Origin of the sequence: Pseudomonas sp. MNR3A (genome assembly GCF_009650575.1) — a bacterium.
Classification (GTDB): Bacteria; Pseudomonadota; Gammaproteobacteria; order Pseudomonadales; family Pseudomonadaceae; genus Aquipseudomonas; species Aquipseudomonas machongensis.
This window is the reverse complement of the sequence record NZ_VZZS01000026.1, coordinates 20,697-33,759: the sequence shown is the minus strand read 5'-3', so window position 1 is coordinate 33,759 and position 13,063 is coordinate 20,697. Positions and strand designations below refer to the sequence as shown.

At 61.1% G+C, this 13,063-nt stretch carries 10 protein-coding genes; 6 read left to right on the top strand and 4 right to left on the bottom strand.

Annotated features, from left to right (window positions below):
• Window positions 1-2,421, top strand: coding sequence for a DNA topoisomerase (ATP-hydrolyzing) subunit B (gyrB, locus tag F6X62_RS18030; RefSeq protein ID WP_153774311.1), 2,421 nt, complete (start codon window positions 1-3; stop codon window positions 2,419-2,421).
• Between the two features lie 104 nt (window positions 2,422-2,525).
• Here the strand turns inward: gyrB and F6X62_RS18025 are convergent, their stop codons facing one another.
• Window positions 2,526-3,830, bottom strand: a complete 1,305-nt coding sequence (locus F6X62_RS18025) for a sigma-54-dependent Fis family transcriptional regulator (protein ID WP_153774310.1) — start codon at window positions 3,828-3,830, stop codon at window positions 2,526-2,528.
• Between the two features lie 226 nt (window positions 3,831-4,056).
• Between F6X62_RS18025 and F6X62_RS18020 the strand changes: the two genes are divergently transcribed.
• Genes F6X62_RS18020 through F6X62_RS18010 form a run of 3 tightly spaced genes read left to right on the top strand, consistent with a single transcriptional unit; the run spans window position 4,057 to window position 7,075 of the window.
• Window positions 4,057-4,941 (top strand): MBL fold metallo-hydrolase, encoded by an 885-nt coding sequence (locus tag F6X62_RS18020; RefSeq protein WP_153774309.1) that lies wholly within the window; start codon window positions 4,057-4,059, stop codon window positions 4,939-4,941.
• A gap of 38 nt (window positions 4,942-4,979) precedes the next feature.
• The gene (locus F6X62_RS18015) at window positions 4,980-6,260 is read left to right on the top strand and encodes an FAD/NAD(P)-binding oxidoreductase (RefSeq protein WP_153774308.1); all 1,281 of its coding nucleotides are present in this window, start codon (window positions 4,980-4,982) and stop codon (window positions 6,258-6,260) included.
• Window positions 6,257-7,075 carry a sulfite exporter TauE/SafE family protein gene (locus F6X62_RS18010; RefSeq protein WP_054893024.1) on the top strand — a complete coding sequence of 273 codons (819 nt, stop codon included), beginning with the start codon at window positions 6,257-6,259 and terminating at the stop codon, window positions 7,073-7,075. The genes F6X62_RS18015 and F6X62_RS18010 overlap by 4 nt, the downstream gene beginning before the upstream one ends.
• Here F6X62_RS18010 and F6X62_RS18005 read toward each other — a convergent pair.
• The gene (locus F6X62_RS18005) at window positions 7,064-7,951 is read right to left on the bottom strand and encodes a LysR family transcriptional regulator (protein WP_151925877.1); all 888 of its coding nucleotides are present in this window, start codon (window positions 7,949-7,951) and stop codon (window positions 7,064-7,066) included. The genes F6X62_RS18010 and F6X62_RS18005 overlap by 12 nt on opposite strands.
• A gap of 182 nt (window positions 7,952-8,133) precedes the next feature.
• Between F6X62_RS18005 and F6X62_RS18000 the strand changes: the two genes are divergently transcribed.
• Together F6X62_RS18000 and F6X62_RS17995 are read left to right on the top strand one after the other, a co-directional pair.
• Window positions 8,134-9,783: a GMC family oxidoreductase gene (locus F6X62_RS18000; protein ID WP_153774307.1), complete on the top strand. Its 1,650-nt coding sequence runs from the start codon at window positions 8,134-8,136 to the stop codon at window positions 9,781-9,783.
• A 96-nt stretch (window positions 9,784-9,879) separates the two neighbouring features.
• On the top strand, window positions 9,880-11,499 hold the full coding sequence (locus F6X62_RS17995) for an MFS transporter (RefSeq protein WP_063541928.1): 1,620 nt from the start codon (window positions 9,880-9,882) through the stop codon (window positions 11,497-11,499).
• Window positions 11,500-11,702: 203 nt separating this feature from the next.
• Here F6X62_RS17995 and F6X62_RS17990 read toward each other — a convergent pair whose 3' ends face one another.
• Window positions 11,703-12,473: a 1-acyl-sn-glycerol-3-phosphate acyltransferase gene (locus tag F6X62_RS17990; protein WP_153774306.1), complete on the bottom strand. Its 771-nt coding sequence runs from the start codon at window positions 12,471-12,473 to the stop codon at window positions 11,703-11,705.
• A gap of 61 nt (window positions 12,474-12,534) precedes the next feature.
• The gene (gmhB, locus tag F6X62_RS17985; protein WP_153774305.1) at window positions 12,535-13,062 is read right to left on the bottom strand and encodes a D-glycero-beta-D-manno-heptose 1,7-bisphosphate 7-phosphatase; all 528 of its coding nucleotides are present in this window, start codon (window positions 13,060-13,062) and stop codon (window positions 12,535-12,537) included.
• Window position 13,063 lies beyond the last annotated feature (1 nt).

Below are 13,063 nucleotides of genomic sequence, written 5' to 3'. Positions count from 1 at the left end.
ATGAGCGAAAATCAAACGTACGACTCCTCCAGCATCAAGGTGCTGAAAGGGCTGGATGCCGTGCGCAAGCGTCCCGGCATGTACATTGGCGACACCGATGATGGTAGCGGCCTGCACCACATGGTCTTCGAAGTGGTCGACAACTCGATCGACGAAGCGCTCGCCGGTCATTGCGATGACATTACGGTCATCATCCATCCGGACGAATCCATCAGTGTTCGCGACAACGGTCGTGGCATTCCCGTCGACGTGCATAAAGAGGAAGGCGTTTCCGCCGCCGAGGTCATCATGACCGTACTGCACGCCGGCGGTAAGTTCGATGACAACTCCTACAAGGTTTCCGGCGGTCTGCACGGTGTAGGTGTCTCGGTGGTAAACGCCCTCTCCGAGAAGCTGGTCCTGACCGTTCGCCGTAGTGGAAAGATCTGGGAACAGACCTACGTCCACGGTGTGCCGCAAGCTCCGATGGCAGTAGTCGGCGAAAGCGAAACCACCGGTACCCACATCCACTTCAAGCCTTCGGCGGAGACCTTCAAGAATATTCACTTCAGCTGGGACATCCTGGCCAAGCGAATTCGTGAGCTGTCGTTCCTCAACTCGGGCGTCGGTATCCTGCTGAAGGACGAGCGCTCCGGCAAGGAAGAGTTCTTCAAATACGAAGGTGGCCTGCGCGCTTTCGTTGAATACCTGAACACCAACAAGACCCCGGTGAACTCCCAGGTCTTCCACTTCAACGTCCAACGTGATGATGGCGTGGGTGTCGAAGTTGCCCTGCAATGGAACGACAGCTTCAACGAGAATCTGCTGTGCTTCACCAACAACATTCCGCAGCGCGACGGCGGTACTCACTTGGTGGGCTTCCGTTCCTCGCTGACCCGCAGCCTGAACAGCTACATCGAGCAGGAAGGCCTGGCCAAGAAGAACAAGGTCGCGACCACAGGTGACGATGCCCGTGAAGGCCTGACCGCGATCATCTCGGTGAAGGTGCCGGATCCAAAGTTCAGCTCGCAGACCAAGGACAAGCTGGTTTCCTCGGAGGTGAAAACCGCCGTGGAACAGGAGATGAACAAGTACTTCGCCGACTTCCTGTTGGAAAACCCCAACGAAGCCAAGGCGGTCGTTGGCAAGATGATCGACGCGGCGCGTGCCCGTGAAGCAGCGCGCAAGGCGCGAGAAATGACCCGCCGCAAAGGTGCGCTGGATATCGCTGGTCTGCCGGGCAAGCTTGCCGACTGCCAGGAAAAGGACCCTGCCCTGTCCGAACTGTACCTGGTGGAGGGTGACTCCGCAGGTGGTTCGGCCAAGCAAGGTCGTAATCGTCGTACCCAGGCAATCCTGCCGCTGAAGGGTAAGATCCTCAACGTCGAGAAGGCTCGCTTCGACAAGATGATCTCGTCCCAGGAAGTCGGCACGCTGATCACCGCCCTCGGCTGTGGTATCGGCCGCGAAGAGTACAACATCGACAAGCTGCGTTATCACAACATCATCATCATGACCGATGCTGACGTTGACGGTTCCCACATCCGTACCCTGCTGTTGACCTTCTTCTTCCGTCAGTTGCCGGAGCTGGTCGAGCGCGGTTACATCTACATTGCTCAGCCACCGCTGTACAAGGTGAAGAAAGGCAAGCAGGAGCAGTACATCAAGGACGACGAGGCCATGGAAGAATACATGACCCAGTCGGCCCTGGAAGATGCCAGCCTGCACCTGGACGAATCGGCGCCACCCGTGTCGGGTGTTCAACTTGAGGCACTGGTCAACGAGTTCCGCGGTGTGATGAAGACGCTCAAGCGTCTGTCGCGCCTGTACCCGGAAGAGCTGACCGAGCACTTCATCTACCTGCCGGAAGTCACTCAGGCGCAGTTGGCCGATCACGCGACCATGCAAGCCTGGTTGGGCAAATTCCAGGAGCGCCTGAACAACAGCCAGAAGTCCGGTCTGACCTACCAGGCCAGCCTGCGTGAAGACAAGGAACGCAACATCTGGCTGCCGGAAGTCGAAGTTACTTCCCACGGCCTGGCCAGCTACGTGACCTTCAACCGCGAGTTCTTCGGCAGCAACGACTATCGTTCGGTAGTCGTGCTGGGCGCCAAGTTGGCGACTTTGCTTGGCGAGGGTGCCTATGTTCAGCGTGGTGAGCGTCGCAAGGCAGTCACCGAGTTCAAAGAGGCCCTCGACTGGCTGATGAACGAAACCACCAAGCGCCACACCATCCAGCGATACAAAGGGCTGGGTGAGATGAACCCGGATCAGCTGTGGGAAACCACCATGGACCCGACCGTGCGCCGCATGCTCAAGGTCACCATCGAGGATGCGATCGCAGCCGACCAGCTGTTCAACACCTTGATGGGGGACGCGGTGGAACCTCGTCGTGACTTCATCGAAAGCAACGCGTTGTCGGTGTCCAACCTGGACTTCTGATTACGCGCTTCAGCTACGAAAAAGCCAAGGCCTGTCGCCTTGGCTTTTTCGTTTTCAGAGGTGCGAAACACAAATGTTCCACGTGAAACACTGTTCGAATGGCGTCAGGCTTCAAGGTCCTTGAGCCTTCGGTACAAGGTGCGCTCACTCATCCCCAGCTGTTTGGCCAGCTCGCGTCGCGACCCCTGAAAGCTGTCCAGCGCTTGCGCCAGCGCTCTCAATTCATGCAACTCGCGTGACTGCTGTCTCGCCGGTGAATCAGCCCCAGTGTCTTCGAGCAGATGCTCACTGCGAATCAAACCATCATCGGCGAACAACCAGGCCCGCTCCAGCATGTTACGCAGCTCACGAATATTTCCCGGAAACGGATGCAGGTTGAGGCGCTCGAGTGCGTCATGGCTGATTCGAGGTGCGCCGTTGCCCGCGATGCGCTGCAACAGACTCTCAATCAGCAGCGGCAAGTCTTCGACACGCTCACGCAGTGCCGGCAGACGAATCGGAAATCCGCTGATGCGGTAATACAGGTCTTCACGGAAGGCGCCCTGCGCGACCATTGCCTTGAGCGGCTTGTGTGTCGCCGACACCAGGCGGAAATCCGAGTGTACGGTGCGCAGGCTGCCCACCGGGCGAAAACTACCGGTCTCGATCAAGCGCAGCAGTTTGACCTGCATGGCCAGCGGCACTTCACCGATCTCGTCCAGGAACAGGGTGCCGCCATGCGCCGCCTCGGCCAGACCGACCTTGCGTTGGGTCGCGCCGGTGAACGCGCCTTTCTCGTAACCAAACAGCTCACTCTCGAACAGCGACTCGGTGAGACCGGTGCAATCGACGACCACCAGCGGGCCGTTGGCGCGTGGGCTACCCAGGTGCAGGGCGCGGGCGAACAGCTCCTTGCCCGTTCCTGACTCACCTTGGAGCAGCACCGGAATTTGAGCCGGAGCAGCCCGTCGAAGGCTGGCGAGTGCTGACTTGAAAGCCGGAGACTGCCCGACCAGCCCCTGCTGCTGAGGTTGTGCGGAGGCCAGGGTGATGCTGGTCAGCCGTTCGACGAATGCCACCACCCTGCCCTGCTCGTCGAGGATCGGGCGCAGTTCGACGTCTACATGCTCCGGCCCGCGCGGGGTGTGATGAATGTGCAGCACGCGCTCCGGAACCTTGCTGTCCCATGCCTTGCGCAGCGGACAATGCTCCCCCGCCTGATCGCAGGGCACGGCGTAATGGTGCGAAACCCTGTGGCACTTCTCCCCCAGGGGGGCGCGATCCTGTGTGGCGAACTGGCGTCGATACGCCGCGTTGGCGGCAAGAATGTTGTAGTCGGTATCGAGCACGATGGCGGGCAGCACATCGTGTTCGAGGTAGGACACCAGCGCGAGGATGGCAGGATGGTTTGCAGCGGAAAGCTCGGACATGGGGGCACCGGCAAAAACTACCCGGCGAGGTTAACAAGGACTGCCAATCACTGCCAGCAGCTGTCAGATGGCTGCCAGTCTTCCTGGCAGTCTTTAACTATTGTGTTGGTACAACGCCCGCAAATGCGGGACTTATCTGCCAGAAATGGCCTGGCATGCATCTTGATAAAGCGTCTGTTCCTGCCGATGCCTCTGTTCAAGCTGCGGCAGCGTTTTGGAGACTCTGATGATCATTGGCAACAACCTTCATGTGGAAGCCCTGTTCGACCCGGCGACTTCGACCATCAGCTACCTGCTCATGGACCGTGAAACACGGCACTGCGCATTGATCGACAGCGTGCTGGATTACGATCCGAAGTCAGGTCGTACCAGCCACGCATCTGCCGACCGGTTGATCGCACAGGTCGAGGCATTGGGCGCCAAGGTGCAGTGGATTCTTGAAACCCACGTACATGCGGACCACCTCTCGGCAGCGGCCTACCTCAAGCAACGACTGGGCGGCCAGATTGCCATTGGCGCCCACATCACCCAGGTGCAGAAAACCTTCGGTTCGCTGTTCAACGCCGAGCCTGGTTTTGCCCGCGACGGTAGCCAGTTCGACGTGTTGTTCGAGGATGAGGAAGGGTTTCGCATCGGCAACCTGCATGCCCGCGCCCTGCACACGCCGGGGCATACCCCCGCGTGCATGAGCTACATGATCGAAGATGCGGGCGAGACGGCCGTGTTTGTCGGCGACACGCTGTTCATGCCTGACTACGGCACTGCCCGTTGCGATTTCCCCGGCGCCAGCGCTCGCACGCTGTATCGCTCGATTCGTCGCTTGCTGGCTTTCCCTGACCAGACCCGCTTGTTCATGTGCCACGACTACCTGCCTGGCGGCCGCGAGCTGCGTTACGTGACCACGGTTGCCGAGCAGCGCGCCGGCAACATCCACATTCACCAGGGCATCAGTGAAGACAGCTTTGTCGAGATGCGCGAAGCCCGAGACAAGACTCTCGACATGCCGGTGCTGATCCTGCCGTCGGTGCAGGTCAACATGCGCAGCGGCCAATTGCCCGAGCCGGAAGACAACGGCGTGCGCTACCTGAAGATCCCGCTGAACCTGTTCTGAGCCATTCGGCTCTCTGACCAATATTCAAAGGAAATACCATGTCTGCCTTGCTGTCCCCTGCCGTTGCGCCCGGTACCGAACACCACAAGGTGTTGATCGTGGGCGCCGGAGCCGCCGGTATCGCAACAGCGTCGAGCCTGATCAAACGCGATCCGTCGCTGGACATCGTCCTGATCGATCCATCAGAGGTTCATTACTACCAGCCTGGCTGGACCATGGTGGGGGCCGGTGTGTTCGCTGCGTCGTCCACCGCTCGAACCACGGCGGCAACCCTGCCACGGGGTGTGCAGTGGATAAAGGCACGCGTGGTGGGCTTCGATCCACAGGCGCAAACGGTCATACTGGAGGATGGGCGAGCCGTCAGTTACGAACAATTGGTGGTCTGCCCTGGCCTCAAACTCGACTGGGCGGCCATCGACGGCCTGGAGGAGACCCTCGGGCGCAACGGTGTGACCTCCAACTACCGCTACGACCTGGCCCCCTACACCTGGGAGCTGGTGCAGACGCTCAAGCAGGGCCGCGCGCTGTTCAGCCAACCGCCGATGCCGATCAAGTGTGCCGGTGCCCCACAGAAGGCCTTGTACCTGTCCTGTGATCACTGGCTGCGCGCGGGCCGGCTGGGCGCCATCAAGCCCGCGTTCTTCAACGCCGGGGCTGTGCTGTTTGGTGTTGCCGACTACGTGCCAGCACTGATGAGCTACATCGACAAGTACGGTGTCGACCTCAACTACGGCCAGCGCCTGGTGGCGGTCGATGGCCCGAATCAACAGGCGACCTTCGTGCGAACCCTCGCCGACGGCGGCAGCGAAACGTGTACCGAAGCGTTCGACATGCTGCACGTGGTGCCCCCTCAGGTCGCTCCGGATTTCATCCGGCAAAGCCCATTGGCTGATGCTTCCGGATGGGTGGATGTCGATCCGCACAGCTTGCGTCACCGCCAGTTCGCCAACATTCATGCCCTGGGTGACGTGATCAACACCAGCAATGCCAAGACCGCAGCGGCAGCACGCAAGCAGGCACCGGTGGTGGCCAATAATGTACTGGTGGCGCTTGGGCGCTTGCCGACACCGGTCGCCTACGACGGCTATGGCTCCTGCCCGTTGACCGTGGAACTCGGCAAGATCGTGCTGGCCGAGTTCACCTATGGCGGCAAGCTGGCACCGAGTTTTCCACGTTGGTTGCTCGATGGACGCAAGCCTACACGGTTGGCCTGGCTGCTCAAGGCACGGGTGCTGCCGCCGCTTTACTGGCAGGCGATGCTCAAGGGCCGGGAATGGTTGGCCCGGCCTCAGCCGTTAGCCGCTGAGACGTCGAAGTGATCGAGCATCAGTTTCTCGGCGCCGGGTTGGGCGCGATCATTGGTGCGGTGCTGGCGCTGACCGGGGCTGGAGGTGGGATCCTGGCGGTGCCGCTTCTGGTATTCGGCCTGGGGCTGTCGATGGTCGAGGCGGCGCCGATCGGTTTGCTGGCGGTCGGCCTGGCGGCTGCCGTGGGCGCCGGGTTGGGCCTGCGGCAAGGGCTGGTGCGTTATCGCGCAGCGTTGTTCATTGCGGCAATCGGTATCGTCTGTGCGCCTTTCGGCCTGATGCTGGCGCACCGTTTACCGAATACACCGCTGGCGTTGGTCTTCGCCTGCGTGCTGGTGTATGCCTGCCTGCGCATCTGGCGCAAGGCGGCGCGTGAGCTGCGCGGCGAATCGCCATGCGGTGAGCGACAGATCATGCCTTGCGTGCTCAACCCCTTGCAGGGGCGCCTGCGCTGGACCCTCCCCTGTGCCCGCGCCCTGGCGTTCACCGGCATGTTGTCCGGGCTGCTGTCCGGCCTACTGGGCGTCGGTGGCGGATTCGTCATCATCCCGGCCTTGAACCGCTATACCAACCTGGACATGAAAAGCATCGTTGCCACTTCGCTGGCGGTGATCGCGTTGGTGTCCACCGGCAGTGTGGTGAGTGCGAGCCTGGGCGGGGTGATGCACTGGCAGGTTGGTGCGCCGTTCGCCTTCGGCGCGGTGCTCGGGTTGCTGGCAACTCGCCCGCTGGCCGGCAAGCTGGCAGGGCCGCGTCTGCAGCAACTGTTCGTGGTGGTGGGGATCGGGGCCGCGCTCTCGCTGGCGGCCAAGGCGCTACTCGGCTAGCAACTCGTGCTGCTGTTCGGCACAGAGCTTGAGCAGGTAGTCCCAGACCACCCGCAGGCGTACCGACTTGTGCAACTCGCGACGTGTGCAGATCCAGTAGCTGCGCTGGATGGTCTCGCTAGGCAGCACGCGCACCAGGCCTGGGTCGTGGCGACCCATGTAGTTGGGCAACACGGCGATGCCCAGGCCGGCGCGCGCGGCCTGCTGCTGGGCGATCACGCTGGTGCTGCGGAATATCACGTTCGGCGCGCGGCAGAAGCTGTTGAGGAACAACAGTTCCTGGCTGAAGATCAGGTCGTCCACGTAACCGATCCAATTGTGCCGGGCCAGGTCATCGCGGTTGCGCAGCGGCGGTGCCTGGTCGAGATAGTCCTGGCTGGCGTAGAGGGCCAGGCGGTAGTCGGTGAGCTTGCGGGTGATCAGCAGGTCGGCATTGGGGCGTTCCAGGTGAATGCTGATTTCGGCTTCGCGGTTGAGAATGCTGACGAAGCGCGGCACCGCCACCAGTTCGACTTCAAGCCCCGGATAGCGCTCGAACAGGGCCCCCAGGCGCGGGGTGAAGAACATGATGCCGATGCCTTCGGTAACGCCCAGGCGTATCTTGCCCAGTGGCGTGATGGCCTGGGTGATTTCCTCCTGCGCCAGCAGGGCGACGTTTTCCATGGCCTCGGCATGCTTGAGCAGTGCCTGGCCCGAGGGTGTGAGCTCGTACCCTTGGGCATGCTGGACGAACAGCGCGGTGCCCAGGTTTTTCTCGATGTTCTCGATATGGCGGGCAACGGTGCTGTGGGTGGTATTGAGGCGCTTGGCCGCTGTGAGCAGGCGGCCGCTGCGCTGCAACTCGAGGAAAAACCGCAGATCGTTCCAATCGAACATGCTGATCCTTTCGGTTGTTCTTGGCGGCCTGTTCGCGGGCAAGCCCGCTCCCACAGGCGGCGGATAAAGACTTACCGTTGTGAAAAAACGCACAACGGCTGCGCAAAATCTCGTGTTTCCACCGCGAAATTAATCAATAAGATGGGTAGGGACAAGAATAATAATCAGGCGCGAGGTTGCACATGCCATCTGCCGATTCTGTCTTCGACTACGTGGTCGTAGGGGCCGGTCCCGCCGGATGCCTGCTGGCCAATCGATTGTCCGCAGACCCTGCCTGCCGCGTCCTGCTGCTCGAGGCGGGCGGGCGCGACAACTACCCGTGGATTCACGTACCCGTCGGTTACCTCTACTGCATCGGCAATCCCCGCACCGACTGGTGCTTCAAGACCGAAGCCCAGCCTGGGCTGGATGGTCGCAGCCTCGGCTATCCGCGAGGGAAGGTGCTGGGCGGTTGTTCCTCCATCAACGGCATGATCTACATGCGTGGCCAGGCTGCGGACTATGACCGCTGGGCCGAGCAAGGCAACGACGGCTGGAGCTGGAATGATGTACTGCCGTTGTTCAAGGCCAGTGAAAGCCACTTCGCTGGCGCCAGCGAGAGCCATGGCGCCGACGGCGAATGGCGGGTCGAGCAGCAGCGCTACAGCTGGCCGATCCTCGACGCCTTCCGCGATGCTGCCGAACAGAGCGGTATCGGCAAGGTCGGTGACTTCAATACCGGCGACAACCAAGGCTGTGGATACTTTCAGGTCAACCAGCGCAGTGGTGTGCGCTGGAATGCCTCGAAGGCTTTTTTGCGGCCTATCCAGTCTCGCCCGAACCTCACTGTGCTCACCGATGTTCAGGTTGACCAGGTCGTGCTCGACAACGCCCGCGCCACTGCTGTGAAGGCACGCTGGCAAGGGGCCTGGCATGAGTTTCGTGCCCGGCGCGAGATTGTCCTGTGCGCAGGCTCCGTCGGTTCGCCTGGCATCCTGCAGCGTTCGGGCATCGGCCCGCGCAAGCTGCTCGAAGACCTGGGGATAACGGTGCGTCACGAATTGCCAGGCGTGGGCGGAAACTTGCAGGACCACCTGCAATTGCGCCTGATTTACCAGATCCAGAACACCCGCACGCTCAACCAGATGGCCAACAGCCTGTGGGGCAAGCTGGGTATGGGCCTGCGCTATCTCTACGACCGCAGCGGGCCGCTGGCCATGGCGCCGAGCCAGTTGGGCGCATTCGTGCGATCGAGCCCGGAGCAGGCCACCGCCAACCTGCAGTATCACGTGCAGCCGTTGTCGCTCGAGCGTTTCGGCGAGCCGTTGCACCGCTTCCCTGCCTTCACGGCTTCGGTGTGCAACCTGCGCCCAGCCAGCCGCGGGCGTATCGACATCCGCTCGGCAGACATGAATGCAGCGCCGCTGATCGACCCCAACTACCTCAGCGACCCACAGGACCTGCAGGTCGCCGCCGATGCGATTCGTATCACCCGGCGCATCGTCCAGGCCCCTGCCCTGGCCGCGTTCGATCCCAAGGAATACCTGCCGGGCCCTTCGTTGCAGACCGAGCAACAACTGCACGAGGCCGCCGGCAAGATCGGCACCACCATCTTCCACCCGGTCGGCACCTGCCGCATGGGCAATGGGCCGCTGGACGTTGTGGATAACCAGCTGCGCGTCCATGGCATACCTGGCCTGCGAATCGCCGATGCCTCGATCATGCCGCAGATCGTCTCCGGCAATACCTGTTCACCCACATTGATGATCGCCGAGAAGGCGGCACAACTGATTCTCAAGGGGGCCCCAAGCCACAGCAACCTCAGCGACACCAGCGCGATACCGACGCCCTGACCGGGTGCGTGCAACACCGGCAGCTTGCGGTCGATGGCTGCCGACAGTGGAACAAGAAAAATAATCACTGTGGCCTGCGGGCCGAGGACAGCAACGATGTCGGATTACATCCAAGAGCAGGGCGCGGCAGCCACCAGCGGCAGCCGGCGTGAGGAACGCAAGATCATTTTCGCGTCATCCCTCGGGACGGTGTTCGAGTGGTATGACTTCTTTCTCTATGGCGCGCTGGCGGCGGTGATCAGCAAGCAGTTCTTTGCCGGGGTCAACGACACCACCGCTTTCATCTTTGCCTTGATGGCCTTTGCCGCAGGCTTCCTCGTGCGGCCTTTCGGTGCCTTGGTGTTCGGGCGCCTGGGCGACATGATCGGGCGCAAGTACACCTTCCTGGTGACCATCGTGCTGATGGGCCTGTCGACCTTCGCGGTCGGCCTGTTGCCTACCTACGCCAGCATCGGCATCGCCGCACCGATCATCCTGGTGATCCTGCGCATGCTCCAGGGCCTGGCCCTGGGCGGCGAATACGGCGGTGCGGCCACTTACGTGGCCGAGCATGCCCCGCCTGGCAAGCGCGGGTTCCACACCGGCTTCATTCAGTCCACTGCCACCCTCGGCTTGCTGCTGTCACTGATTGTTGTGCTGGGCAGCCGTTACATCAGTGGCGACCAGTTCGAGACCTGGGGCTGGCGCCTGCCGTTCCTGCTGTCGATCGTGCTGCTGGGTATCTCCACCTGGATTCGCATGAGCATGCACGAGTCGCCAGCCTTTGTGAAAATGAAGGCCCAGGGCAAGATCAGCAAATCGCCGATCCGCGAGTCGTTCACCTCCTGGCCCAACCTCAAGGTGGTGCTCACCGCCCTGTTCAGCATCAACGCCGGCCAGGCCGTGACCTTCTACACCGCACAGTTCTACGTGCTGTTCTTCATGACCCAGATGCTCAAGATGGACCCGGCCCAGGCCAATACCCTGCTGATCATCAGCGTGGTGATCGGTGCACCGTTCTTCGTGTTCTTTGGTTGGCTGTCGGACCGTGTGGGACGCAAGCCGATCCTGATGATCGGCCTGCTGCTGGCGACCGTGTGCTACTTCCCGATGTTCAAGGCGCTCAGCCACTATGCCAATCCGCAGATCGACGCCGCCAGCCGGCAGTCGCCGATAGTGGTCAGTGCCGACCCGCAAGGCTGCACCTTCCAGTTCGACCCGGTGGGCAAGGCACGCTTCGACAGCCCCTGCGACAAGGTCAAGACGTTCCTGGTCAAGCAGGGCCTGCCCTACAGCTCGGTTGCCGCAACGGGCAGCGATGTTTCGGTGAGCATTGGCGACAAGACCATCAACGGCTTCGATGAAGTCGCGATGCGTACGGCTATCGAGCAGGCGGGCTATCCAGCCAAGGCCGACCCTGCCCATGTGAACCAGGTGATGGTGGTGGTGCTGATCGTGGCGATGATCCTGATCGCGACCATGACCTACGGACCACTGGCAGCGGTAATGGTCGAGCTGTTCCCCACACGCATCCGCTACACCTCGATGTCGCTGCCCTATCACATCGGCAATGGCTGGTTCGGTGGCTTCCTGCCGACGGTGTCGTTCGCGCTGGTGGTGTACACCGGAGATATCTTCTATGGGCTGTGGTACCCGGTATTGATCACCGGCATCAGCCTGGTGGTGGGGATCTTCTGCCTTAAAGAGACCAAGGATGTGGACATCGACAAGGTGTAGCAGCGGGTTGACCCGCGACGCAGACACCTCCGTTGCCCAGGCATGAAAAAACCGGCGTAAAAGCCGGTTTTTTTATGCCTCGAAAAAACTTATGCACGATTTTCAAAAAAACGTCATACAGAGAAATAAATAGCTAATTCAATAGCTTATCTACGATTCGAAAGCATTAATCCAAAAATTGCTAACACGTTATCCACAGATCGTCAGGCGATTGGCTCGGTGACGTTTTCTTCTGCTGGTGGCAACGACCCCATGGTCCGCTGCGTCGCTTCGTTCCACGCCTGAGCGCGATCGTTGAGTTCGGCGATGGCACGTGGCCCGGTGCCGTTGGCATACATTGCCTCGCCAATCACCACCTCAATGGTGCCCGAACGCTTGCCCCAGCCAGCCTTTGGCCAGAACTTGCCAGCGTTGTGGGCGATCGGCAGCACCGGCAGGCCGGCGTTCACCGCCAGGGCGGTACCGCCGCGGGAGAACTTGCCGACCTGACCATAGGGCACGCGGGTACCCTCGGGAAAAATCAGCACCCAGACGCCCTGCTTGAGCAATTCGTCGCCCTTGCTCGCCACGTGGCGCAGGGCTTCCTTGGGGTTGTTGCGGTCGATGGCAATCGGCCGAAGCATCGCCATTGCCCAGCCGAAGAACGGCACGTACAACAGCTCACGCTTGAGCACCTGGCTCAGTGGCGAGAAGTACGCCGAGAGGAAGAAAGTCTCCCAGGTGCTCTGGTGGTTGGACAGGATCACGCAGGGCTCTTTGGGTACGTTCTCGGCACCGGTGATCTTGTAGTCGATGCCCAGGATGGTGCGGCTCAGGAACACCGCGCAGCGGCACCAGTACACGTTGATGAATTTGTAGCGCTTGGGAAATGGCAGGAAAGGCGCGACAAAGAAGCTCAGTGAGCACCACAGCAGCGAACTGGTGCCCAACAGCAGGTAAAAAAGAAAGATTCTGATCGCCTGCAGGATCGACATAGTGGCATGTACCGTTGCGGGGCGCGCCCGCCTGAGGAAGTGCGCCGAACAGGCGCACTCTTTAAATAAGTTCTCTGGCGATGGCTGCCAGATCGTCGAAAATCAAAGTGTTTTCAGGGATGCCCTTTTTCAGGGTCTTCTCCCCTTTGCCGGTTTTCACCAGCACGGGTTGTGCTCCGACGGCCAGGGCGGCCTCCAGGTCACCTGTGCTGTCGCCGACGAACCATACACCGCGCAGGTCGACTTGGTAATACTCGGCGATTGCCCGCAGCATGCCGGGCTTGGGCTTGCGGCACTCGCAGCCTTCGTCCGGCCCATGCGGGCAATAGACGATATGCCCGACCTCGCCACCCTGCTCGGCGACCAGATCGCGCAGACGCGCGTGCATGGCTTCGAGCGTGGACAGCGGGTAGTAGCCGCGGGCAATGCCGGACTGGTTGGTGGCCACGGCCACCGTCCAGCCCGCCTTGCTCAACTGCGCAATGGCCTCGATCGAGCCGGGAATGGGGATCCACTCTTCCAGCGACTTGATGTAGGCGTCGGAGTCGTGATTGATCACTCCGTCTCGATCGAGAATCAGCAGTTTCAAG

Bases quoted from the DNA above. Each gene is read 5' to 3' on its own strand.
- gyrB (WP_153774311.1), top strand. From the start codon at position 1: ATGAGCGAAAATCAAACGTACGACTCCTCCAGCATCAAGGTGCTGAAA.
- F6X62_RS18015 (WP_153774308.1), top strand. From the start codon at position 4,980: ATGTCTGCCTTGCTGTCCCCTGCCGTTGCGCCCGGTACCGAACACCAC.
- F6X62_RS18005 (WP_151925877.1), bottom strand. From the start codon at position 7,951: ATGTTCGATTGGAACGATCTGCGGTTTTTCCTCGAGTTGCAGCGCAGC.
- F6X62_RS17995 (WP_063541928.1), top strand. From the start codon at position 9,880: ATGTCGGATTACATCCAAGAGCAGGGCGCGGCAGCCACCAGCGGCAGC.
- F6X62_RS18000 (WP_153774307.1), top strand. From the start codon at position 8,134: ATGCCATCTGCCGATTCTGTCTTCGACTACGTGGTCGTAGGGGCCGGT.
- F6X62_RS18025 (WP_153774310.1), bottom strand. From the start codon at position 3,830: ATGTCCGAGCTTTCCGCTGCAAACCATCCTGCCATCCTCGCGCTGGTG.
- F6X62_RS17990 (WP_153774306.1), bottom strand. From the start codon at position 12,473: ATGTCGATCCTGCAGGCGATCAGAATCTTTCTTTTTTACCTGCTGTTG.
- F6X62_RS18020 (WP_153774309.1), top strand. From the start codon at position 4,057: ATGATCATTGGCAACAACCTTCATGTGGAAGCCCTGTTCGACCCGGCG.